Source organism: Kitasatospora sp. NPDC058046 (assembly GCF_042885595.1).
Classification (GTDB): domain Bacteria; phylum Actinomycetota; class Actinomycetes; order Streptomycetales; family Streptomycetaceae; genus Kitasatospora.
Map to the genome: position 1 here is coordinate 22,048 of NZ_JBHVRS010000001.1, position 21,827 is coordinate 43,874.

General features: G+C 74.6%; 19 protein-coding genes. 12 read left to right on the top strand and 7 right to left on the bottom strand.

The annotated features are described in order from the left end of the window. Nucleotides 1–41: 41 nt before the first annotated feature. Together ACFVU7_RS00105 and ACFVU7_RS00110 are read right to left on the bottom strand one after the other, a co-directional pair. Nucleotides 42–2,450: a SpoIIE family protein phosphatase gene (locus ACFVU7_RS00105; RefSeq protein ID WP_388043511.1), complete on the bottom strand. Its 2,409-nt coding sequence runs from the start codon at nucleotides 2,448–2,450 to the stop codon at nucleotides 42–44. Nucleotides 2,451–2,788: 338 nt separating this feature from the next. After that, the gene (locus ACFVU7_RS00110) at nucleotides 2,789–3,175 is read right to left on the bottom strand and encodes an ATP-binding protein (RefSeq protein ID WP_049658213.1); all 387 of its coding nucleotides are present in this window, start codon (nucleotides 3,173–3,175) and stop codon (nucleotides 2,789–2,791) included. 665 nt (nucleotides 3,176–3,840) lie between these two features. On the opposite strand from ACFVU7_RS00110, the gene ACFVU7_RS00115 reads away from it, so the two are divergent. From ACFVU7_RS00115 to ACFVU7_RS00135, 5 genes are all read left to right on the top strand, one after another. Beyond that, the gene (locus tag ACFVU7_RS00115; protein ID WP_388043514.1) at nucleotides 3,841–4,551 is read left to right on the top strand and encodes an urease subunit gamma; all 711 of its coding nucleotides are present in this window, start codon (nucleotides 3,841–3,843) and stop codon (nucleotides 4,549–4,551) included. Further along, nucleotides 4,548–6,269: an urease subunit alpha gene (locus ACFVU7_RS00120; RefSeq protein ID WP_380718008.1), complete on the top strand. Its 1,722-nt coding sequence runs from the start codon at nucleotides 4,548–4,550 to the stop codon at nucleotides 6,267–6,269. The genes ACFVU7_RS00115 and ACFVU7_RS00120 overlap by 4 nt, the downstream gene beginning before the upstream one ends. Before the next feature lie 17 nt (nucleotides 6,270–6,286). Next, complete coding sequence (locus tag ACFVU7_RS00125) at nucleotides 6,287–7,333, top strand: agmatine/peptidylarginine deiminase (protein WP_074001019.1); 1,047 nt, start codon at nucleotides 6,287–6,289, stop codon at nucleotides 7,331–7,333. Nucleotides 7,334–7,430: 97 nt separating this feature from the next. Further along, nucleotides 7,431–8,030 (top strand): TetR/AcrR family transcriptional regulator, encoded by a 600-nt coding sequence (locus ACFVU7_RS00130; RefSeq protein ID WP_380743123.1) that lies wholly within the window; start codon nucleotides 7,431–7,433, stop codon nucleotides 8,028–8,030. 180 nt (nucleotides 8,031–8,210) lie between these two features. After that, entirely contained in the window at nucleotides 8,211–9,701 is a 1,491-nt protein-coding gene (locus ACFVU7_RS00135; RefSeq protein WP_388043516.1) for an alpha/beta hydrolase, read from the top strand. A gap of 52 nt (nucleotides 9,702–9,753) precedes the next feature. On the opposite strand, the gene ACFVU7_RS00140 is transcribed toward ACFVU7_RS00135, so the two are convergent. Continuing rightward, nucleotides 9,754–11,343 (bottom strand): hypothetical protein, encoded by a 1,590-nt coding sequence (locus ACFVU7_RS00140; RefSeq protein WP_388043518.1) that lies wholly within the window; start codon nucleotides 11,341–11,343, stop codon nucleotides 9,754–9,756. A gap of 389 nt (nucleotides 11,344–11,732) precedes the next feature. On the opposite strand from ACFVU7_RS00140, the gene ACFVU7_RS00145 reads away from it, so the two are divergent. From ACFVU7_RS00145 to pth, 4 genes are all read left to right on the top strand, one after another. Continuing rightward, complete coding sequence (locus ACFVU7_RS00145) at nucleotides 11,733–12,200, top strand: hypothetical protein (protein ID WP_074001015.1); 468 nt, start codon at nucleotides 11,733–11,735, stop codon at nucleotides 12,198–12,200. A gap of 101 nt (nucleotides 12,201–12,301) precedes the next feature. Further along, nucleotides 12,302–12,967, top strand: coding sequence for a DUF3105 domain-containing protein (locus ACFVU7_RS00150; RefSeq protein ID WP_074001014.1), 666 nt, complete (start codon nucleotides 12,302–12,304; stop codon nucleotides 12,965–12,967). A 35-nt stretch (nucleotides 12,968–13,002) separates the two neighbouring features. Continuing rightward, entirely contained in the window at nucleotides 13,003–13,677 is a 675-nt protein-coding gene (locus ACFVU7_RS00155) for a DUF305 domain-containing protein (protein WP_388044148.1), read from the top strand. Nucleotides 13,678–13,854: 177 nt separating this feature from the next. Continuing rightward, complete coding sequence (gene pth / locus ACFVU7_RS00160) at nucleotides 13,855–14,445, top strand: aminoacyl-tRNA hydrolase (protein WP_388043520.1); 591 nt, start codon at nucleotides 13,855–13,857, stop codon at nucleotides 14,443–14,445. Here the strand turns inward: pth and ACFVU7_RS00165 are convergent. Beyond that, a complete protein-coding gene (locus ACFVU7_RS00165) occupies nucleotides 14,442–15,950 on the bottom strand; it encodes an MFS transporter (RefSeq protein WP_388043522.1) in 1,509 nt (502 codons plus the stop codon). The two genes, pth and ACFVU7_RS00165, sit on opposite strands and share 4 nt — an antisense overlap. 191 nt (nucleotides 15,951–16,141) lie before the next feature. On the opposite strand from ACFVU7_RS00165, the gene ACFVU7_RS00170 reads away from it, so the two are divergent. Both ACFVU7_RS00170 and ACFVU7_RS00175 read left to right on the top strand, forming a co-directional pair. Beyond that, on the top strand, nucleotides 16,142–16,660 hold the full coding sequence (locus tag ACFVU7_RS00170; RefSeq protein ID WP_049656105.1) for a MarR family winged helix-turn-helix transcriptional regulator: 519 nt from the start codon (nucleotides 16,142–16,144) through the stop codon (nucleotides 16,658–16,660). A 104-nt stretch (nucleotides 16,661–16,764) separates the two neighbouring features. After that, nucleotides 16,765–17,274 (top strand): GNAT family N-acetyltransferase, encoded by a 510-nt coding sequence (locus ACFVU7_RS00175; protein ID WP_388043524.1) that lies wholly within the window; start codon nucleotides 16,765–16,767, stop codon nucleotides 17,272–17,274. A 43-nt stretch (nucleotides 17,275–17,317) separates the two neighbouring features. Here the strand turns inward: ACFVU7_RS00175 and ACFVU7_RS00180 are convergent, their stop codons facing one another. Both ACFVU7_RS00180 and ACFVU7_RS00185 read right to left on the bottom strand, forming a co-directional pair. Beyond that, nucleotides 17,318–17,827 carry a methylated-DNA--[protein]-cysteine S-methyltransferase gene (locus ACFVU7_RS00180; RefSeq protein ID WP_117487348.1) on the bottom strand — a complete coding sequence of 170 codons (510 nt, stop codon included), beginning with the start codon at nucleotides 17,825–17,827 and terminating at the stop codon, nucleotides 17,318–17,320. Next, complete coding sequence (locus ACFVU7_RS00185; RefSeq protein ID WP_082345998.1) at nucleotides 17,824–19,488, bottom strand: DNA-3-methyladenine glycosylase 2 family protein; 1,665 nt, start codon at nucleotides 19,486–19,488, stop codon at nucleotides 17,824–17,826. Before ACFVU7_RS00185 ends, ACFVU7_RS00180 begins: the two co-directional genes overlap by 4 nt. 379 nt (nucleotides 19,489–19,867) lie before the next feature. Here ACFVU7_RS00185 and ACFVU7_RS00190 point away from each other — a divergent pair, with 379 nt between their 5' ends. Continuing rightward, a complete protein-coding gene (locus ACFVU7_RS00190) occupies nucleotides 19,868–20,326 on the top strand; it encodes an ASCH domain-containing protein (protein WP_117487350.1) in 459 nt (152 codons plus the stop codon). Between the two features lie 59 nt (nucleotides 20,327–20,385). Here the strand turns inward: ACFVU7_RS00190 and rsgA are convergent, their stop codons facing one another. Next, entirely contained in the window at nucleotides 20,386–21,522 is a 1,137-nt protein-coding gene (rsgA, locus tag ACFVU7_RS00195; protein WP_388043527.1) for a ribosome small subunit-dependent GTPase A, read from the bottom strand. Between the last annotated feature and the right edge of the window lie 305 nt (nucleotides 21,523–21,827).

Genomic DNA, 21,827 nt, shown 5'->3' on the forward strand with positions numbered 1-21,827 from the left:
CCCCCGTCGACGCCCCGGGAGCCCAGGCCCCGGGCCGGGGCTCAGGCCGCCGACGTCCCGCTGAGCTCGAACCACATCCGCTTGCCGGAGCCGCGCGGCTCCACGCCCCAGGAGTCCGCGAGTGCCTCGACCAGCATCAGACCCCGCCCGGAGGAGGCCTGCTCCCCCGGCGTCCGGCGGGTCGGCCAGAGGTCCGACTCGTCCTCCACCTCGACCCGCAGCCGGGCCCGGCCGCCGTCCGCCTCCGGCTCCCGGTAGAGCCGGGCGGTGAACATGGCGTCCCGGTCGGTGTGCCGGATGGCGTTGGTGACCAGCTCGGAGGAGAGCAGCTCGGCGGTGTCGATGAACTCGGCCACGCCCCAGCGGCGCAGCGCGTCGCGCAGCTCGGCCCGGACCTCGGCGACCCGCGCCAGGTCGGCCTGGCCGATCCGGCGGCGCAGCTGCTGGGCGGCCAGCCCGCCGGCCGGGCCGTCCCAGCGCAGGAGCAGCAGCGCTATGTCGTCCTCGCGCTCGCTGGAGTCGGCGGCCTGGGAGGCGATCCGCTCGGCCAGCTCCTCCAGCGGGTCGCGGGCGGCCTGCCCGGCGTCCGGCAGCGGGCGGGCGAGCGCCCGGGCGAGCCGGGCGATGCCCTCGTCCAGGTCCATGCCGCGCGCCTCGACCAGGCCGTCGGTGCAGAGCAGCACGGTCTCGCCCGGGTCCAGGCTGAACCGGGTGACCCGGTACTCCTGGTCCGGGTCGATGCCCAGCGGCAGCCCGCCGGCCACCGGCACCACCGCGGCGGTGCCGTCCGCGCGGCGCACCAGCGGGTCGAGGTGACCGGCCCGGACGGCGTAGACCACGCCGTAGTCCACGTTGACCTCGGCGTAGGTGCAGGTCGCGAAGTGGTCGGTGTCCAGGTCGGCGAGGAAGCGGGAGGCGCGGGCCATCACGGCGGCGGGCGGGTGGCCCTCGGCCGCGTAGGCGCGCAGCGCGATCCGCAGCTGGCCCATGATCCCGGCGGCGTGCACGTCGTGGCCCTGGACGTCGCCGATCACCAGGCCGACGTGTCCGCCGGGCAGCGGCACCACGTCGTACCAGTCGCCGCCGATCTGGAGGCCGGAGCCGGCCGCGATGTAGCGCACGGCGGTGGTCACGCCCGGGACGGACGGGACGGTGCGCGGCAGCATCACCCGCTGGAGGCCGGCCGCGAGCTCGTGCTCGGCGTCGTGCAGCCGGGCCCGGGCCAGCGACTGGGCGACCAGCCCGCCCAGGGTGGTCAGCAGGGTGCGCTCGTCGGCGTCCAGCTCGCGCTCGTCGTCGAAGCTGACCACGCAGACGCCGATCGCCCGGCCGCTGGCCACCAGCGGCAGGTACGCCCAGGAGCCCCGGCCGGTGCGGCTGGTCTGCTCCCACACCTCGGGGTAGCCGTCGCGGAAGTCCTCGCGGGTCGAGACGAAGACCGGCGCGCGGTGGCGCAGCGCCTCGGCGGCCGGGTGGCCGGGCGGCAGCACGGTGCGGTCCCAGACCGCCAGCGAGTCGGAGCGGTAGCCGGAGGCGCCGAGGATCTGCGCCCGTCCGGCCTCGAAGGAGGCCAGTACCAGGCCGTCCGGGGGCAGTCCGGGCAGCGGCAGCTCGGTGAACACCCGGGCCACGTCACGCACGGTGACGGCTTCGGAGAGGGCGCGCGCCGCCTCCTTGATGAACCGGGAGCGCTCCTCGCGCAGCAGGGCCATCCGGTCGGCGTGGTCCCGCTTGTGCAGCTCGACGGTGGCGTCCCAGACGAAGCCGACCATCCGGGAGGCCCGGCCGAAGGCGTCGGCGAGCACCCGGCCGCGGAAGCGCACCGCGCGCATGCCGCCGTTCGCCCCGACCGTCCGGTAGTAGGCGCCGCACTGGCCCAGTTCGGACACCGCGCGCTCGACCCGGCGGCGCACCACGGGCGCGTCCTCGGGGTGCAGCATGGCCAGGAAGGAGGCGGCCGTACGGTCGAAGCGGCTCTGCCCCAGGGCGTCCAGGCCGACGATCGCACAGGCCCGCTGGTCGCCCTCCAGGACGTCGCGGCGGATGTCCCAGTCGAAGGAGCCGATGCCGTTGGCCGCCATCGCGGGCTCCAGCCAGTCCGGCATGGTGTCCGCGGAGGACGGCGGCAGGCCGCCCGACAGCACGGGCGCCAGCCGGGCGGCGGCGAGGCTCGGGGACGGGCGCACCGCGGAGCCGCGGCGCGAGGACTGGGCGGGCGGCCGGGCCCGGCCCGTCCCGGTGGTGGTGGGGCCGGCGGCGGGCTGCCCGGAGGTGCGCGGCTCCGGGGAGCCCGGCTGCTCGGCGACACGCGGCTCGACGGCTCTCGGCCGGGCGGTGCGCGGCTCCACGGTCCTCGGCTCTACGGCTCGCGGCGCCGCCGTCCGCGGCTCGACGACGGGCGCCGCGCCGGGAGGAAGCGCCGGCCCCGGCGACTCGGGCTCAGTGGGCATGCTGCTCCTGCCGCTGCCGTGGCGGACCGCGCCGACCGTCCGGACGGGCCGCGTGGCGTTGTGATGGGTCGTGCTGGATAGGACGGTGCGACGGACGGTCGCCAGTCGAGGTTCGGTCTCCCCGCTGCTTCCCGCACGTGGACACACATTCCCACCATCCTGGCCAATGTTCGGCCGAGCGGCAATGCCAACGGGCCGGAAATCTTCCGTTCCGCCTTCTGTTCTGGGCTTCCTTCGACAGCGAATCAATCGACGGCGAACAATCGTACGTCCTGCCGCCGACCCGGAACACACGGCCCGGAACGCACGGCCCGGAGCACGCCGCCCGGAGGCGGGACTCAGGGCATGGCGAGCTCGAACCAGGTGACCTTGCCGTCACCGCGCAGCTGCACGCCCCAGGAGTCCGCGAGCGCCTCCACCAGCAGCAGGCCGCGCCCCGAGGTCGCGTACTCGCCCTCCGGATCGCGCCGCCGCCCGGGCAGTCTGCTGGTGCCGTCCTGCACCTCGATGCGCAGCCGGTGGTCCGAGCCGAGCTCCGCGTCGAACACCGCGCCCTTGCCCGTGTGCAGCAGCGCGTTGGTGACCAGCTCGGAGGAGAGCAGCTCGGCGGTGTCGGACAGCTCCGGCACCCCCCAGTGGCTCAGCGCCGAACGCAACCGCCGCCGCACCGCGCCCACCCCGACGAGATCCGCCGGATCGAGCGTGAGGTGCAGTCTCCGGTGCACGGCACACCCCGGTGCCGGCGCACCCGGCAGGGTCGTCCCGGTGCCGGCGACCGGCGCCTGGACCGGCCCGGACCGGTAGGCGTCGCCGGAACTCGTCCGCTGCCGCGGGAATCGCGACTGACCGTCCATCAACACATGCCCCCGCCCTGAAATCCGGGCCCCCGCCTCCGGATCCCCCGCCGGCCGGGTGGCCCCCTCGTTCTGACCACTCATCCTCATGCCCAGTTGACGGCGTTTGCAACAGTGTGCGTCCGATCACGTGGGGTGAAAGGGGCACGGGGTGGTTCGCGTGATCCAACTGCCCGCGCCGGACAGGTTTGCGAAGCGCAGAGGCTGTTTTCGAAGAAGCCCCCACCCGATCCCGCGCACACCCGGCGCCCGTACCGACCGTGCGCCCGACCACGCGCCCCCTGCCCCGCTCCCGCCGCGCGCCGGGGTCCGGGCGCCGGCCCACCCGGTCCCCTTCGCCCCCGCCCCCCGCTCCCGCCCGCTCACCCCCGTCCCCCGCCCGGCGGGCCGAACGCCCGCGGAGCGGCAACGCTGGACAGGGCGGCCCGCTGCGGGTTCAATGACCCCGAGATGTTTGAACGCCGTTCTAACATCGACCCCGACAGCCCCGAGGCCCCGAGCAGACCCCCGTCCCCGGCGACCGCGAGCGAGGAACCGTGCGACTGACCCCCACCGAGCGGGACCGGCTGCTGATCTTCACGGCAGCCGAACTGGCCCGCGCCCGCCGCGCCCGGGGCGTGCGCCTCAACATCCCCGAGGCCACCGCCCTGATCGCGGACACCGTCTGCGAGGCCGCCCGCGACGGCCGCCGCCTCGCCGAGGCCATCGAGGCCGGCCGCTCCGTGCTCACCGCCGACGAGGTGCTGCCCGGCGTGCCGGACGTGGTCACCGTCGTCCAGGTCGAGGCGGTCTTCGAGGACGGCACCCGCCTCGCCGTCGTCACCGACCCGTTCAAGGGCGCCGGCTCGCTCGGCGACGACGCCCCCGGCAGCGCGCTGATCGGCGACGGCGCCGGCTACGACCCGGTCGAGGAGACGCTGCTGCTCCCCGTGCACAACACCTCCGGGGTGCCGATCTCGGTCACCTCGCACTTCCACTTCTTCGAGGCCAACCCCCGGCTGGCCTTCGACCGGGCCGCCGCCTACGGCACCCACCTGGCCGTGCCGGCCGGCTCCTCGGTGCGCTTCGACCCGGGCGCCACCGTCGAGGTCGGCCTGGTGCCGATCGGCGGCGAGCGGGTCGCGATCGGCTTCGCGGGGCTCGTGGACGGGCCGCTGGACGCGCCCGGCGCGAAGGAGGCCGCCCTGGCGAAGGCCCGCGCGACCGGCTACCTGACCGGCTTCGACGACGCGGAGGTGCCCTCGTGAGCGCGATCACCCCGCACGACTACATCGCCGTGCACGGCCCGCGCGCCGGGGACCGGGTCCGGCTCGGCGACAGCGGACTGATCGTCCGGGTCGAGTCCGACTCCCAGGCGCCCGGCGACGAGTTCCTGGCCGGCTTCGGCAAGACCGCCCGGGACGGCCTGCACCTCAAGCCCGCCGCCGTCCGCGACACCTGCGACGTGGTGATCAGCAACGTGCTGGTGATCGACGCGGTCCAGGGCGTCCGCAAGACCTCGATCGGCCTGATCGGCGGCCGGATCGCCTCGATCGGGCGGGCCGGCAACCCCGACACCCTCGACGGCGTCGACGTGGTCGTCGGCACCGGCACCACGATCGTCTCCGGCGAGGGCCTGATCGCCACCGCCGGCGCCGTCGACACCCACGTCCACCTGCTCTCGCCGCGGATCATGGAGGCCTCGCTGGCCTCCGGCGTCACCACCATCATCGGCCAGGAGTTCGGCCCGGTCTGGGGCGTCGGCGTCAACTCCCCCTGGGCGCTGCGGCACGCCTTCAACTCCTTCGACGCCTGGCCCGTCAACATCGGCTTCCTGGGCCGCGGTTCGTCCTCCGACGAGGCCCCGCTGATCGAGGCGCTGGCCGAGGGCGGCGCGTCCGGCTTCAAGGTGCACGAGGACATGGGCGCGCACACCCGCGCCCTGGACACCGCGCTGCGGGTCGCCGAGGAGTACGACGTCCAGGTCGCCCTGCACACCGACGGGCTGAACGAGTGCCTCTCCGTCGAGGACACCCTCAAGGTGCTCGACGGCCGGACCATCCACGCCTTCCACATCGAGGGCTGCGGCGGCGGACACGTCCCCAACGTGCTGAAGATGGCGGGCGTGCCGAACGTCATCGGCTCCTCCACCAACCCGACGCTGCCGTTCGGGCGGGACGCGCTCGGCGAGCACTACGACATGATCGTCTCCGCCCACGACCTCAAGCCCGACCTGCCCGGCGACGCCGCGATGGCCCGCGACCGCATCCGGGCCGGCACCATGGGCGCCGAGGACGTGCTGCACGACCTCGGAGTCATCGGCATCACCTCCTCCGACGCCCAGGGCATGGGCCGGGCCGGCGAGACCGTGCGCCGCACCTTCGCCATGGCCGGGAAGATGAAGGCCGAACGCGGCCCGCTCGACGGCGCCGGCTCGTACGGGACGACGGAGAGCGGCGACGACAACGAGCGCGTGCTGCGCTACATCGCCAAGCTCACCATCAACCCGGCCATCGCCCACGGCCTCTCCCACGAGGTCGGCTCCATCGAGATCGGCAAGCTCGCCGACATCGTGCTGTGGCGCCCCGACCACTTCGGCGCCAAGCCGCAACTGGTCCTCAAGGCCGGCTTCCCCGCCTACGGCGTGGTCGGCGACCCCAACGCCTCCACCGACCGCTGCGAACCGCTCGTCCTGGGACCGCAGTTCGGCGCCCACGGCGCGACCGCCGCCGACATCTCGGTGGCCTTCGTCGCCCAGGCCGCCGCCGACGGCGCCTACCTCGACCAGGCCGCCGACGGGCTGCCCACCCGCCGCCGCCGGGTCGGCGTACGGAACACCCGCGGCATCGGACCGCGCGACATGGTGCGCAACGCCCGCATCGGCCACGTCGAGGTCACCGAGACCGGCCTGGTCTCCCTGGACGGCTCGCCGCTGCGCTCCGAACCCGCCGACAGCGTCTCCCTCAGCCGCCTCTACTTCCTCTGACCGCTTAGGACTTCACGATGACCACCGCCACGCCCGCCTCCCTCGGCTACCGGATGCCCGCCGAGTGGCACCCGCACGACCGCACCTGGATGGCCTTCCCCACCACCAACCCCACCTTCGACGGCCCCGAGCAGCTGCACGCCGCCCGCCAGGCCTGGGCCGCCGTCGCCGACACCATCGTCCGGTACGAGCCGGTGACGCTGATCGTCAACACCGGCGAGACCGAGCAGGCGCGCACGTACGTCTCCGAGAAGGTCGAGATCGTCGAGCGCCCGCTGAACGACGCGTGGATGCGCGACATCGGCCCCTCCTTCCTGATCGACGGCAAGGGCTCGCTGGCCGCCACCGACTGGATCTTCAACGGCTGGGGCGCCCAGTCCTGGGCCCGCTGGGACAAGGACCAGCACATCGCCGAGCACATCAGCGAACTGACGGACGTCCAGCGCTTCGCCTCCCGGCTGATCAACGAGGGCGGCGGCATCCACGTCGACGGCGAGGGCACGGTGCTCGTCACCGAGACCGTCCAGCTCGGCGAGGGCCGCAACGCGACCTGGACCAAGGAGGAGGTCGAGGCCGAGCTGCACGCCTTCCTCGGCACCACCAAGGCGATCTGGCTGCCGCGCGGACTCACCCGCGACTACGACGAGTTCGGCACCCGCGGGCACATCGACATCGTCGCCTCCTTCGTACGCCCCGGCGTCGTGGTCGCCCACGTCCAGCCCGACCCCTCGCACCCGGACCACGAGGTCTGCCGCGAACTGGTCGCCGTGCTGCGCGCCTCCACCGACGCCCAGGGCCGGCCGCTGGAGGTCCTCGAACTGCCCGCCCCCACCGTCCTGCTGGACGAGGACGGCGAGCCGGTCGACTACTCCTACATCAACCACTACGTGGCCAACGGCGCCGTCGTCCTGTGCGCCTTCGACGACCCGCGCGACCAGGAGGCCGCCGCGATCCTCGCCGAGGCCTACCCGGGCCGCACCGTCGAACTCGTCGACGCCCGCGAGATCTTCGCCAACGGCGGCGGCATCCACTGCATCACCCAGCAGCAGCCGAAGGCGCTCTGACGCCCCGCCCGGGCGGGGGCCGTACGCCCCCGCCCGGGCCGCCTTCCCGCGTTCCGCGCCGCCTTCCCGCGCTCAGGCCCACCGAGGAGAACCCCACATGGCCGACCCCCGCCCGCGCCGGCCGGCCCGCCCCCGCGAGGAGGTCTTCGCCACCGCCCGGGCCGCGATCGCCGAACACGGGCTCGCCAAGCTCACCATGGCCGGGCTCGGCAAACAGCTCCAGATGAGCGCCGGACACCTGCTCTACTACTTCGGCAGCAAGGACCAGCTGCTGCTGGAGACCCTCCGCTGGAGCGAGGACCAGCTCGGCGCCCGCCGCCGCGAGGCCCTCGCCGACCACACCCTCGACCCCTGGCAGCGCCTCGACGCCTACCTGCGCCTCTACCTACCGGAGGGCGCGGGCGACCCGCGCTGGATCCTCTGGGTCGAGGTGTGGGGCCGCTCCCCCGCGAGCGCCGAGATCCGCCAGGGCCAGCAGGAGATCGAGGCCCCCTGGCAGGCCGACCTGGTCGCCCTCATCGAGGAGGGCACCGCCACCGGCCGCTTCACCCCCGGCCCCGCCGCCGACCGCGCGGCCCAGATCCGCGCCCTGCTCGACGGCCTCGCCGTCCCCGTCGCCATCGGCCTCCCCGACGCCCACCGCGACACCGCCCTCACCCAGGCCACCGCCGTCACCGGCATCCTCCTGCGCACCTGACCCGGCCCCCGCGGCCTGACCGGCTCCGGTTCCGGCCCCGGATCCGGCTTCGGCTTCGGCTTCGGCTTCGGCTTCGGCTTCGGCTCAACCACCGGGTGGAGAACGGCGGGTGGAGAGCCGGCCGCCGACCTCCACCCCCGCTCCGAAGCCGGGGCCGCCGAGCCGACCTACCGTCAGAGCATGACCGCGATCCTGCGCCGCACGGCCGCGACCGGTGGCCTGCTGCTCTCCCTCCTGCTCCTGCCCGCGGCCGTCGCCCCGCCGACGGCCGACGCCGACGCCGCGCCCACCGCCCTCCGTTGGGGGCCCTGCCCGGCCCCGACCCCCAACGCCAACGGCACGCCCTTCCCCCGCGACCCGCGCCAGCGGTGCACGACGCTGCGCGTCCCCCGCGACTACCGCCACCCCGGCGCCGGGACCCTCACGCTCACCGTCTCCCGGATCCGCACCGCCGACCCGGCCCACCGCCGCGGCGACCTCGTGGTGGTCCCCGGCGGACCGGGCGGCTCCGGCCTCGACTACCCCGGGGAGGCCACCGCCTTCCTGCCGCCCGACGTCCTGCGCTCCTACGACCTGATCGGCTTCGACGAGCGCGGCGTCGGCAACAGCACCCCCGTGCACTGCGACCTGCCCGCCGAGGAGCGCGCCGCCGAACTCAACTACCCCTTCCCCGCCCCCGACGGCTCGATCACCGCCAACCTCGACCTGGCCCGGCGGATCGCCGACGCCTGCGCCGCCGCGAGCGGCCCGTACCTCGCCGACATCACCACCGCCGACTCCGCCCGGGACCTCGACCGGATCCGGGCCGCCCTCGGCGTCCACCGGATCTCCTACCTGGGCTCCTCCTACGCCACCTACCTCGGCCAGGTCTACGCGAGCCTCTTCCCCACCCGCGCCGAGCACGTGGTGCTGGACAGCACGGTCGCCCCCGGCGGGGAGCAGCAGGCGATCGGCCTGTTCAGCGAGGGCACCGAGGAGGCCTTCCCGGCCCTCGCCCGGTACCTCGCCGCCCGCGACGACACCCTCCACCTGGGCGCCACCCCCGAAGCCGTACGGGCCGCCTACCTGCGGCTCGCCGAGGAGCTCGACCGCGCGCCGTTCGGCCTGCCCGACGGCCGGACCCTCACCGGCAACACCCTTCGGGCCGTCGTCTACGCCTCGCTCACCAAACCTCGCTACTACCCGCTGGCCGCCACGATGCTGCGGATGGCCGCCACCCGCACCGCCCCGCCGCCGGGAGGCTCCCCCGGCAGCGGCCTCCCGTCGGTCATCCCGGACAACTTCGTCGCCGCCCAGTCCGCGGTGATCTGCGGCGACTCCGCCTGGCCCCGCGACCCCGCCGTCTACGCCGCCCGCACCGCGGCCGACCGGCAGCGCTACCCGCTCACCGCCGGCATGTCCGGCAACGTCTGGCCCTGCGCGTTCTGGCACTACCGCCCTGAGGAACCGCCGGTGCGCCCGAACCCGGACGGGCCGCGGAACATCCTGATGCTCCAGAACCGCTACGACGCCTCGACGCCGTACTCCGGGGCCCGTCAGGTCCGGTCGGCCTTCGGCCACCGGGCGGCGATGGTCACGGTGGACGCCACCGGGCACGGCGTCGACTTCACCGACCCCCGGATCCGCGACCCGCTCACCGCCTTCCTCCTCGACGGCCGGCTGCCGGCCTGACCGGCCCGGGACCGCACCCCGCCGCTCCGCATCCCGCCGCCGCCCTCCCCGGTCACTCGGTCCAGATGGCGGCGGCCGTGCGGTCGTCGGCGTAGCCCTTGGCGCGGACCTGGACCTGGCGGAGGAAGTCGACGGTGCCCGGGGGGTGCGGGTGGGTCCAGTGGGTGGAGAGGAAGTGGGCGACGGCCGGCTCGTCGGCGATGGGGCGGGCGAGACCGGGGGTGCAGAGCAGGAGGATGTCGCCCGGCGTCACGGGGACGAGCCGGAAGCGGAACGGGCGCGGACCGGGCACCGGGGCCTCGGGGACCGGCGGCTGGCCGTCCGGGTGGTGCAGCAGGCGGGCCGCGTAGGCGTCGATCCAGTGGCCGGAGCGCAGCAGGTAGAGCCCGCCCGGGCCGACGCCGAAGGCCGCCCGGTAGCCGGCCTCCGGGTCCAGCGACACCAGCAGGCAGTGCAGCAGCGCCGGGGACGGCGCGTCCTCCTCCTCCCGGGGCACCAGGGCGCGCAGCGGGGCGGCGGCACCGGTGGCAAGGCGCTGGAGGCCGTAGCGGAGCCGGTCGCGGGCGCCGGCGCGCAGGTCGGCTGCCAGGCCGGCCCGGCTGCGTCCGATCGCGGCCGCGAGCTGGTGGCACGCCTCCCCGGTGGCCGCCGCGACCGCCTCGGCGGTGAGCGCCTCCTCCTCGGGGCCGCCCGTACGGTCGAAGCCGCCGAGGACGGCGAGCAGCAGGCCGTCGGGGCCCTCGCCGAACCGGGTGACCAGCAGGGCGTCGCGGCGCGGCTCGCCCCGGTAGCGCGCGGAGTCACCCCGGACGGAGGCGGCGCGCAGCACGGACGGCCCGTACTGGGCGCCGTCCAGCACGGTGTCCGGTACGAGCGCGCGCAGTGCGCCCGGGTCCGCCTCGGGTACGGCCGTCGGCTCGGGTCCGTAGGTCGGCGGGCGCTCGCCGACGTGCGGGACGGCGGCGCCGCCGTCGGCGAGCGGTGCGCGGATGGCCAGGCGGGGGTCGGGGACGGGCGCGGGGGCTTCCGGCTGCTCCGCCGTCTCCGGCTCGGCCGGCGCCTCGGCGGCGGGCTCGGGCTCAGGCTCCGGCTTGGGCTCCGGCTCGGGGGCGGGCGGCGGGGTGGGCTTCTCCAGCGAGACCGGGTCCGGGACCGGTACGGTCTCCGGCTCAGGTACCGGCTCAGGTACCGGCTCCGGCTGTACCTCCGGCTCCGGCGCGGGCTTCGGCGCGTCCTCGGCGACGGCGGGGGCCGGGACGTGGTGGGTCTCGGAGGAGGTCCGCTGTCGCCCGATCCCCTCCGCCCCGCCGATCACGCCGACCGCGGTGTCGAACCAGTCGTCGATGCTGTCCCGGTTGTCCGCGCCCTCCGAACCGTCAGGCTCCGCGGGAGCCCCGACCTCGACCTCAGGCTCAGCCGCCGCAACCGCCACCTCCGGCTCCGGATCCGGCCGCACCTCCGGCTCCGCCGACCGCTGCTGCCCGATGAGCCCGACCGCCGTGTCGAACCAGTCGTCCACGCTGCCGTCCCCCGGGTCGGCGTGCGGGGTGTCCGGGAGGGTGCCCGCCGGACCGTCGTAGACGGCGTCCCACCAGCCGTCGTCCGGCCGGTGCGGCTGTGCCGGTGCACCCTGCTTGCTCATCTGGCGGCTCCTGGTCGTTCCGTGGTCGCGCCGCCCCCGGGCGGGCCGGGCTGACGACATTGTTCTCCACCCGCGAGGACCCTGTCCGGGTTTCGGCGACAACCGGTCACCCACCGGAAAGTCCCGGCCACCGCGCTCACCTGCCGGTTCGCGAGCCCGGTCCCGGGCGCGTCATCCGTTCGTCCGCTTCCGTTCCGTCCGTGCTTGCCGGATGTGTCCGGAGCAGGGTGTTTCCTGGTCATCCGGGCGTTCGGGCCGCCGAAAATGGGGGCCGATGGGGGGCATCGCATCACTCGTTCGGCTGATTAAATGTGCGCATGACCGCGTCGGCCCCCAGTTCGCCCCGACCGGGGAGGGCCGCATCCGCGGGCCGCCCGGCAGGTGGGCTGTTGGTCCTGCTGCTCGTCGCGCTGCTGACGCTGCTGCCGTGCGCGGGCCAGGCGAAGGCGGTGGACGGCTCCGGCCATCCGACGGCCGCCGCGGCCCCGGCCGGCTCCGTCACGGTGGTCAGCGTGGTCAGCGTCCAGGTCGCCACCGGGCACGCGTCCTACACCGGCCGTGCCGCGAAGGTCGCCAAGTCCGCGAACCCCTCGGACCACCACCGGACGGCCGAGGAGCAGGGGCACTGGATCCTCTGCACCGCCGACGGCCAGCCGCCGCGCAACAACGGCTGCTCCAGCCACCCGTACTGCCCGCAGGACGCCCAGCTGCCGAACCCGCCGCCGCAGCCGCAGCCCGCCGTGTCACCGCTGACCCCGACCGCGCCCGACGCGCAGCCCCGGGTGGTGCCCGCCGGCCTGCTGGACGGCGCGCACCCGGTTCCCGACCTGCACGAACTCCAGGTCCACCGGTCCTGAGCGGAACCCACCGCCGGCGCAGCCGCCGACGGATCCGTCCCTCCTCTCACTCCACCTGACCGCCGCCACCGACCGGTGCGGCGGGGACAAGGACGACCACCATGGGTTCCTCCTCCAAGCAGTCCAACAAGCCCGGCGGCAAGCAGGACGGCCTCGACCGCCGTGCCCGGATCGCCGAGCTGCGCGCCGCCGAGCAGCGCCGCGACCGCCGCAACAAGATCGTCGCCTCGGTGGTGGCCGGTGTGCTGGTGGTCGGTGCGATCGCCACCGGCACCTGGATCGTCATGGACCAGAACCAGAAGAAGAAGGACAAGCAGGCCGCCGCCAACGCGGACATCCCGGGCGTGAAGACCTTCGGCGAGCTGAGCCGCACCCACGTCAAGGACAAGGTCACCTACCCGATGACCCCGCCGGTCGGCGGCGACCACAACGCCATCTGGGCGGACTGCATGGCCCACGTCTACGACCAGCCGCTCGAGAACGAGCGCGCCGTCCACTCGCTGGAGCACGGCGCGGTCTGGGTGACGTACAACAGCAAGGCCACCCCGGACGACATCAAGACCCTCTCCGACAAGGTCAAGAAGACCCCGTACTCGATGATGAGCCCGTACCCGGACGAGCAGGGCACCATCACCCTGAACGCCTGGAGCACCCAGCTGACCGTGGACAGCGCCAGCGACCCGCGGGTGGAGGAGTTCTTCACCAAGTACGTCCAGGGCAAGCAGACCCAGGAGCCGGGCGCCTCCTGCACCATGGGGCAGATGTGACCGCCGACGCGGACCGCCCGGATCGCCCGGACGACCTGGACGGTACGGAGGAGGGCGCGGCCCCGCGCCGCCGCCGCCTGTGGTGGCCGGCCGCGCTGGCCGCCGCCGTGGCGCTGGCGCTCGGGGTGCCGGCCCTGGTGGCGAGCGGGACCTCGGCGTCCGGCTCCTCCACGCTGTCCGTCCCGGCGGACGACTCCCCCGAGGCCGGGTTCGCCCGCGACATGGCGACCCACCACCAGCAGGCGGTGGACCTGTCGTTCGTCGTCCGGGACCGCACCGCCGACGAGCCGACCCGCACCCTTGCCTTCGACATCATCAACACCCAGGCCAACCAGCGCGGGATGATGATGGGCTGGCTGGACCAGTGGGGGCTGTCCCAGCACTCGACCGCCACGCCGATGGCGTGGATGAAGATGGGCCACGACTACCAGGCCCACGACGGTTCGCTGATGCCCGGCATGGCCACCAACACCCAGATCGCGAAGCTGCGCACGCTCAGCGGGCGGGACGCCGAGGTGTTCTACCTCCAGCTGATGATCGAGCACCACAAGGGCGGCGTCGAGATGGCCCAGGGCTATGTCGACAAGGCCCGGAACGACACCGAGAAGCGGCTGGCGCAGTCGATGGTGGTCGCCCAGACCTCCGAGCTCCAGCTGATGACCGACATGCTCAAGGAGCGCGGCGCCGAACCCGGCGTGCCCGCCTCCTGAGCGGTCGCCCCGCTCGGCCTGTTCGGTCTCTTCCAGCTGTTCCACCTGTTCCGCGTTCCGCGCGTTCCCCGGACGGCCGGGGCGCCGGCGGGGACGGTCCCGTACCGTCCCGGCCGCGCCCCGGCCGTCCGCCGTTCTTCCCCGCCCCCTTCAGAACCCCCTTCGGAGCACCCCCGCATGACCCCCGACGCCCCCTGGCTGATCGCCGGACTCGGCAACCCCGGCCCCTGGTTCCGGCTCACCCGCCACAACGCGGGCTTCCTCGCCGTGGACCGGCTCGCCGAACGGCACGGCGCCCGCTTCCGCCGGAGCGGGCTCGCCGGCCTGACCGCCGAGATCGGCATCGACGGCCACCGGGTGCTGCTGGCCAAGCCGCTGTGGTGGTCCATCAACCTGTCCGGACGCCCGGTGGCCGCGCTGCTGCGCCGCCACGGCGTCCCGGTCGAACGGCTGGTGGTCGTGCAGGACGACCTGGACTTCCCCTTCGGCTCCGCCCGGCTCAAGCGCGGCGGCGGCCCCGGCGGCCACAACGGCGTGCGCTCGGTGGGCGAGGTGCTCGGCACCCGGGACTTCGTCCGGCTGCGCTTCGGCATCGGCCGCCCCCCGAAGGGCCAGAGCGTCGGGGACTTCGTGCTGAAGAAGTTCTCGGAGGAGGAACTGGCCGCCATGCCCGGCGAGTTGGACCGCTGCGCGGACGCCCTGGAGACCCTGGTCCGGCGCGGCCTCAACCGCGCCCAGGACACCCTGAACGCCCGTACGGACGCCTAGGGTCCGGTCCTTCGGGTGCGGACGGGCCGGGTGAGCAGTGCGGCGGCGGCCGCGACGGCGGCGAGGGCGAGCAGCACCGTCCGCCCACCGGACGCGGCGCCCGCCAGGTGGACACCGAGGACGGACAGCGCCATGCCGAGCGCCGTACCGAGACTGCGGGCCATGTTGACCATGCCGCCGCCGACCGCCGAGCACTGGGCCGGGATCGCCCGCATCACCAGGGCGTTGTTGGCGGGCAGCAGCAGGCCCAGCCCGTAACCGGCGACCAGCAGCGGGAACGCCACCGCGTCCGAGGCCGGCAGCACGGCGAACAGCAGCAGTCCGACGGCCGTGAGCAGCGCGCCGAAGCGGCACCTGGTCACGTCCGACCAGCCCCGGGGCAGCCACCCACCACCGACCGTCGCGGCGAAGGCGAACGCGGCGGGCAGCAAGGTGACCACCAGGCCCGCGTGGGCCGTCGACACGCCCGCGCCGGTGAGCAGCACCGGGCCCAGCACCAGCGGGCAGAACAGCAGCAGGTAGCCGATCAGCGCCACCACCAGGCCGGAGCGCACGCCCGGGGTGTTGACCAGCCCGGGCGCCAGGATCGGCCGGGCGACCCGCCGCTCCTGGCGCACCAGCGCGAGGGCCAGGACGGCGGAGGCGAGCAGCAGGGCGGCCACCGCCCAGCCGGGCAGGGGCAGTCCGGAGGCGGTGGACAGGGCGAGCAGCAGCGTGGTGGTCGCCCCGGTGAGCAGCAGCAGGCCGGGCAGGTCGAAGCGGGCGGCCTCGCGGGGGGCGGTCCGGTGGGCGGCTGTCCGGTGGGTGCCGGTCCGGCCCTCGCGGGGGCCCGGTACGGCGGCCGGGGCATCGGTCGGGGCATCGGTCGGGGCGCCGGCCGTCCGGGTGCGGGGCAGCAGGTACCAGCCGGCCAGGATGCCGAACACCGCGATCGGCACGTTGACCCAGAAAACCCAGCGCCACGAGGCGTGTTCGACCAGCATCCCGCCGAGGATGGGCCCGAGCGCCAGGCCGAGGCCCTGGGCGGAGGCCTGGATACCGAGCGCGCGCCGCATCGCGTGCCCGGGGACGCCGCGCGCGACCAGGGCGACGCTGTTGGCCTGCATCATCGCGGCGCCGACCGCCTGGACGGCGCGGAGGCCGACCAGGACCCAGAGGCCGCCGGCGAATCCGGCGCCCAGCGAGGAGAGGCCGAAGACCGCGAAGCCGCCGATGTACATCGTCTTGCGGCCGACCAGGTCGGAGAGCCAGCCGATCGGGGCCAGCAGGGCGACCAGGACCAGCAGGTAGGCCAGGGCGACCCACTCGACGGCGGCGAAGCCCGCGCCGAAGTGGCGGCCGAGGGCGGGGAAGACCAGGGCGATGACGCTGGCGTCGAGCTGGCCGAGGAAGGCTCCGAGACAGACCGTGCCGACGGCGAGCCAGTGGGCGTGGCGCCAGCCGGCTATGCCACGCGGCCGGGGCCGCTCGGTGAGCAGCCTCGTGGCAAGGGCAGTGGCATTCATGACACGAATATATCGGATACAGATATGTTCTTTCTACGAGCAGCTCGCTCTGCGACAGGAGACGTCCCACGGTACGGACGGTGCCGGAGGGACCCCCGCCGCGAGGCCCGCAACAGAGCCGCAACACAGTGCGGCCCCGAGGCCCGAACCGGCCGCCGAACCGCCCCGTACCAGGCGATACGCTGTCCGCCATGCCGTCGTCACCACACGTTCCCGACCCCGCCACCGGAAGTCCCGACCCGGCGGTCGAGCACGCCCGGCGGCTGACCGACACCGTCACCCGGCTGCGCCGCGCGCTGCGCAGCAGCATCCGCACCGACTACCCGTGGGAGTCCCTGCCGATGGCGCAGGTCGAACTCCTCCAGACCCTGGCCGCCGCACCGCTGCGGGTCGGCGAACTGGCCGCGCGACAGCGGCTCGCGCCCAACACCGTCAGCGGACTGGTCGGCAAGCTGCTCGACGCCGGCTTCGTCGACCGCCAGGCCGACCCCGGCGACCGCCGCACCGCCCGGATCGCCCTCACCCCGGCCGGGCGCCGACAGCTGGACGACTGGCAGCACGCCCACGAACGCCGGATCGCCGCCGCGCTCGGCACCCTCGACCCGGCCGACCGCACGGCGGTCGTCGACGCGCTGCCCGCGCTGGAACAGCTCGCCCGCGCCCTCGCCCAGCCGGGCACCGGGCCCGAGCAGGGGCCCGCCGCCGGCTAGGAAGCCACCGACGGGAAACCGGCCTGCGGGAAACCGCCCTGCGGGAAGCCGGCCGGCCGGAAATCACTGGTCGCCGGGGCCCGTCCGGCGCTACCGTCCCCGGCATGACCACCGCGGACGTACGCATCGAGCCCTGGACGGACGACGACCTCGCACTGCTGCGCCGGGTCAACACACCGGAGATGAAGAAGCACGTCGGCGGGCCGGAGAGCGAGGAGCGGCTGCTCGTACGGCACCGGCGCTACCTGGACTTCGTCCCGTCCGGGCTCGGCTGCATGTACCGGATCGTGCTGCTGCCCGAGGGCGAGGCGGTCGGGACGGTCGGCTACGGCACCCGGACGTGGGAGGGTCGGACCGTCCACGAGATGGGGTGGAACGTGCTGCCCGGCTTCCAGGGCCGGGGCATCGCGGTTGCCGCCACCCGCGCGGCGGTCGCGGCCGCCCGCCGCGAGGCCGCACACCCCCACCTCCACGCCTTCCCCTCGGTGGACAACCCCGCCTCCAACGCGGTCTGCGCGAAGGCGGGGTTCACACTGCTCGGCGAGACGGACTTCGAGTTCCCGCCCGGGCGGTTCATGTGGAGCAACAACTGGCGGGTGGACCTTCGGAGTTGAGCCCTCGGGGTCTACTGGGGCAGGGGCCCTGGGGCGCCGGCGGTCAGAACAGGGTGCCGCCCTCCAGATCCAGCAGCCAGCGCTTGCGGTCCACGCCGGCAGCGAAGCCGGTGAGCGCGCCACCGGCGCCGAGCACCCGGTGGCAGGGCCGGACGATCAGCAACGGGTTGGCGCCCACCGCGCCGCCGACCGCGCGGACCATGCGCGGCTCCTGCCCGGCCAGCTCGGCGAGTTCGCCGTAGGTGACGGTGGTGCCGTACGGGATCTCGTCCAGCGCGGCCCAGATCCTGCGGCGGAACTCGGTGCCCTCGGGCGCGAGCGGGAGGTCGAAGCCGGTGCGCTTGCCGGCGAAGTAGTCGGTCAGCTGGGCGACCGGCTCGGCGAGCGCCTCGGGGTCGCGCACCCAGTCGTCGGCGGGCTCGGCCAGCGCGTACTTCTGGCCGGGCACGGTGACGGTGGCCAGCGCGGCCGGTCCGCCGCCCTCCGGCAGCACCCCGCTGAGCAGCAGCCGGCCGAAGGGGCTCTCCATGGTGGTGTAGACGGTGGTGCTCATGCTCGTCCGATCTCCGTTCCGGTGCTGGTGCTACTGGTGTCGCTGGTACTGATGCTGGTGCTCATGTCGGTATCGGTCCCGGTGTCGGTCCCGGTGCCTACGGGGCCGGTGGTCGCGGGGCCGGTGGTCGCGGGGCCGGCCCACAGCCGGTGGACGGCGTAGGAGCGCCACGGGGCCCAGGACTCGGCGGCGCGGGCGGCGGACTTCGGGTCCCCGGCGGCGCCGAGGCGGAGCAGGCCGTGCTTGACGCCCACGTCGCTCGGGAGGAAGACGTCGGGGTCGGCCAGGGCCCGCATCCGCAGGTAGCCGACCGTCCACGGGCCGATGCCGGGCAGGTCCAGCAGGCCGGCCGCGGCCTCCTCGCGGTCGACCCCGCTGTCGAGCCGGACCGTGCCCTCGGCCAGCGCGCCGCACAGGCCGATGAGCGCGCGACGGCGGGCGGCGGGCATCGCGAAGTCCTCCGGATCGGCGGCGGCCAGGGCCGCCGCGGTCGGGAAGAGCAGGCGCAGGCCGCCGCTGGGCTCGGGCAGCGCGGTGCCGTACTTCTCGGCGAGCCGTCCCGCCAGGGTACGGGCGGCGACGACGGTGATCTGCTGGCCGAGGACGGCGCGGACGGCGAGCTCGTGCGGGTCCACGTGACCGGGCGAGCGCAGCCCGGGGCGCTCGCGGACCAGCGGGCCGAGCAACGGGTCGGCGCCGAGCTGCTCGTCGACCGCGAGCGGGTCGGCGTCCAGGTCGAAGAGGATGCGCAGGCGCTGGACGGCGGTCGGCAGGTCGCGCAGGTCGGCGAGCAGCAGGCGACAGTCCAGCCAGCCCCGGGTGGGCGGCTCGCCCGGCGCCAGGCCCTCGACCTCGGCGATGCCGTGGCCGTACGGGAGCGCGAGGGTGCGGCGGTACACGCGCACGCCGGGGCGCGCGCCGGGGACGACCTCCTCCACGCCGGGGACGGCGCGCAGGGCGAGGAAGTCGATCAGGTGCTCGCTGTCCAGCGCACCGCGGTAGGCCAAGCGCAGGGTGAGACCGCCGGCCGGAGTCGCGATGCGGCGACCGGCGGCGACCTCGGCGCGCAGGCCGCTGGGGGTGCGGTCGTAGACCTCGCGCACGGTGTCGTTGAACTGGCGGACGGAGGCGAAGCCGGCCGCGAACGCGATGTCGGTGACGGGCAGTTCGGTGGTCTGGAGGAGCAGGCGGGCGGTCTGCGCACGACGGGCGCGGGCCAGCGCGATCGGGCCGGCGCCCAGCTCGGCGGTCAGCTGGCGCTGCAGCTGGCGGGAGCTGTAGCCGAGGCGGTCGGCCAGGCCGGCCACGCCCTCGCGGTCCACCACGCCGTCGCCGATCAGGCGCATCGCCCGGCCGACCAGGTCGGCGCGCTGGTTCCACTCGGGCGAGCCCGGCACCGAGTCCGGGCGGCAGCGGCGGCAGGCGCGGAAGCCCGCCCCCTGGGCGGCCGCGGCGCTGGGGTAGAAGACGCAGTTGACCCGCTTGGGGGTCACGGCGGGGCAGCTCGGACGGCAGTAGATGCCGGTGGAGGTGACCGCCGTGAAGAAGACCCCGTCGAAGCGGGAGTCGCGGCTGTCCACGGCTCGGTACCGGATGTCGTCGTCGATCACGTTGTCCAGTTTGCGGCACTGGGCGGGGGGTGACTGGCGGGAATCGGACATCACCGTTGATCGTCGCCGATCCCTGCTTCGGGGGGCCCTCCCCTCCCCCCGCCCCCACCCTCCCCACCACCCGCCCACCCACCCACCACCTCACCCCATGGCCCATCGGCCCATGGCGCCTTGGCCCGGAGGCCTGCCGGCCCGCCCATTCGCCGGCCCGTGCCCGAGACCACCCGCACGGCATGGCACCCCTGCACGCCCTGGGCCTGGGCCTGGGCACCTGGGCACCGAGCCCAGGCACCGAGCTTCAGCGGCCGGGCACCGGGCAGCAGGAGCCTGGGCTCCCGGCCCCGGGCGCCAGCGGCCGGGCGCCGGGCGCCGAGAGCCCCGGGCCCGAAATTCGCGGGCCCGCCAGCCGTCCCGCCGTTACCCTCGCGGCATGAGCGAGCAGCACTCCTACACCGGTCCGGACGACCCGCGCGTCGTCGCCCTGCCTCCGGCCGAGTTCGCGTTCCCCGGCCCGCTGCGGGACCAGCTGGTCGCGGCGATCCTCGACGGCGCCAAGACCAGCACCACCGGCCTGGTCGCCGACTACGACCACGAGGGCGAGCCCCTGCCGCTGCCCGGTGAGCTCTCCGCGGTCCTCGACTCGGACGGCCGCAGGGTCGCCGTGATCGAGACCACGGACGTCCGGGTGGTCCCGCTCGCGGAGGTCGACCTCCAGCACGCCCTGGACGAGGGCGAGGGGTGCACCAGCGTGGCCGAGTGGCGTGCGGTGCACGAGCGGTTCTGGCGCAGTCCGGAGATGCTCGACGCCCTCGACGACCCGGGTTTCACCGTGGACGACAGCACTCCGGTGGTCCTGCAGAGCTTCCGCCTGGCGGCCGACCTCCGCTGAACCGGATGGGCCCGGCGGAGGCCGGCGGCCGCGGCGCGACGGCCGGCCGGTGCCGGGGTTCAGCGCTTCACCGGACCTCCCGCGGCTCGCATCGACTTGTTGATCGTCTTCCACTTCTTCAGCCGCGCCTTGGCCACCCGGGCGTCCGACCGCGAGGCGATCCACTCGTTCTCGCGCTGGAGCTTGAGGTAGCTGTCCATCCGGCGCTGCGGCAGGGTGCCGTCGGCCAGCGCCGCCCGCACCGCGCAGCCGGGCTCGGTGTGGTGGCCGCAGTCGTGGAAGCGGCAGTCCTCGGCCAGCTCGGCTATGTCGGCGAAGGCCAGGTCCACGCCCTCGCCACCGTAGAGGCCGACTTCGCGCAGCCCGGGGGTGTCGATCAGCACGCCCCCGCCGGGCAGCGGGATCAGCTCGCGGGTGGTCGTGGTGTGGCGGCCCTTCTGGTCGACCTCGCGGGCCTCTTGGACGGTCATCACCGAGGAGCCGGCCAGGGCGTTGGTGAGCGTGGACTTGCCGACACCGGACTGGCCGATCACCGCGGTGGTGCCGGGGGTGCAGGCGCGGAGCACGTCCATGCCCTCGCCGGTCTCGGCGCTCACCACGACCACCGTGACCCCGGGGGCGACCGCCTCGACGTCGGCCCGGATGAAGTCGGCGTCGTCGACGAGGTCGGCCTTGGTGAGGACGACCAGCGGATCGGCGCCGGACTCCCAGGCCAGGGCGAGGAAGCGCTCGATCCGGCCGAGGTCGGGATCGGTCGCGAGGGAGGAGGCGATCAGCACGGTGTCGACGTTGGCGGCCAGCACCTGGCCGTCGGAGCGCTTGCCGGCCACTTTGCGGATGATCGCGGTGGAGCGCGGCAGCAGCGCGGCGACGGAGGCCATCGGCTGGGCGTACAGGTCGACGGCCGCCCAGTCGCCCGTGCAGGGGCAGTTGATCATGTCGGCGTCGCCCACCGGCCGGGTGTCGAACCGGACGGTGCGCGGCTCGCCCGTCTCCGGGTCGGCGATGACGGCGTCGCACTGGCCGCGGTCGACCCGGACGATCCGCGCCGGGAGCAGCCCGGCCTCGCCGAACGGGGCGAACAGCTCCGCGAGCTCGGCCGTCCAGCCGTAGCCGGTCAGCCCGGAGGCGTCAGCGGAGGTCGAGGAAGAGGAAGAAGAAGAAGAGAACGACGGAACGGAGGCAGCGTTGAACAACGCAGTGGCCCTTCGGGAGGAGATGTCCCGGCGGGCTACGGCTGGCGCGAAGGGCTCAGCCGGCGGCCGGGAAAAGGAGGTGAACGCGAGTGCTGCCCTGGGCAGCTATCGGGGCGACAACGACCACGGGGTTCACCTCCTGCTCTCTACTCCTCGGGCGGCCCAATGGCCCCCGAACCGGATGTGTCACACGCTAGCGGAGCAGGGGATCCTGGCCAACCTATTTTTGACCTGCGGAAATGCGGGCAAGAGGCCGTCGGGAAGGCCTCGAAGGGCCATAATTGGCCTGCCGCAAACAGCCGCTC

What these genes read in the sequence shown, in the direction of transcription:
- ACFVU7_RS00105 (WP_388043511.1), bottom strand. Translation starts at nt 2,450, where the DNA reads ATGCCCACTGAGCCCGAGTCGCCGGGGCCGGCGCTTCCTCCCGGCGCG.
- ACFVU7_RS00125 (WP_074001019.1), top strand. Translation starts at nt 6,287, where the DNA reads ATGACCACCGCCACGCCCGCCTCCCTCGGCTACCGGATGCCCGCCGAG.
- ACFVU7_RS00130 (WP_380743123.1), top strand. Translation starts at nt 7,431, where the DNA reads ATGGCCGACCCCCGCCCGCGCCGGCCGGCCCGCCCCCGCGAGGAGGTC.
- ACFVU7_RS00135 (WP_388043516.1), top strand. Translation starts at nt 8,211, where the DNA reads ATGACCGCGATCCTGCGCCGCACGGCCGCGACCGGTGGCCTGCTGCTC.
- ACFVU7_RS00140 (WP_388043518.1), bottom strand. Translation starts at nt 11,343, where the DNA reads ATGAGCAAGCAGGGTGCACCGGCACAGCCGCACCGGCCGGACGACGGC.
- ACFVU7_RS00150 (WP_074001014.1), top strand. Translation starts at nt 12,302, where the DNA reads ATGGGTTCCTCCTCCAAGCAGTCCAACAAGCCCGGCGGCAAGCAGGAC.
- pth (WP_388043520.1), top strand. Translation starts at nt 13,855, where the DNA reads ATGACCCCCGACGCCCCCTGGCTGATCGCCGGACTCGGCAACCCCGGC.
- ACFVU7_RS00165 (WP_388043522.1), bottom strand. Translation starts at nt 15,950, where the DNA reads ATGAATGCCACTGCCCTTGCCACGAGGCTGCTCACCGAGCGGCCCCGG.
- ACFVU7_RS00170 (WP_049656105.1), top strand. Translation starts at nt 16,142, where the DNA reads ATGCCGTCGTCACCACACGTTCCCGACCCCGCCACCGGAAGTCCCGAC.
- ACFVU7_RS00175 (WP_388043524.1), top strand. Translation starts at nt 16,765, where the DNA reads ATGACCACCGCGGACGTACGCATCGAGCCCTGGACGGACGACGACCTC.
- ACFVU7_RS00180 (WP_117487348.1), bottom strand. Translation starts at nt 17,827, where the DNA reads ATGAGCACCACCGTCTACACCACCATGGAGAGCCCCTTCGGCCGGCTG.
- ACFVU7_RS00185 (WP_082345998.1), bottom strand. Translation starts at nt 19,488, where the DNA reads ATGTCCGATTCCCGCCAGTCACCCCCCGCCCAGTGCCGCAAACTGGAC.
- ACFVU7_RS00190 (WP_117487350.1), top strand. Translation starts at nt 19,868, where the DNA reads ATGAGCGAGCAGCACTCCTACACCGGTCCGGACGACCCGCGCGTCGTC.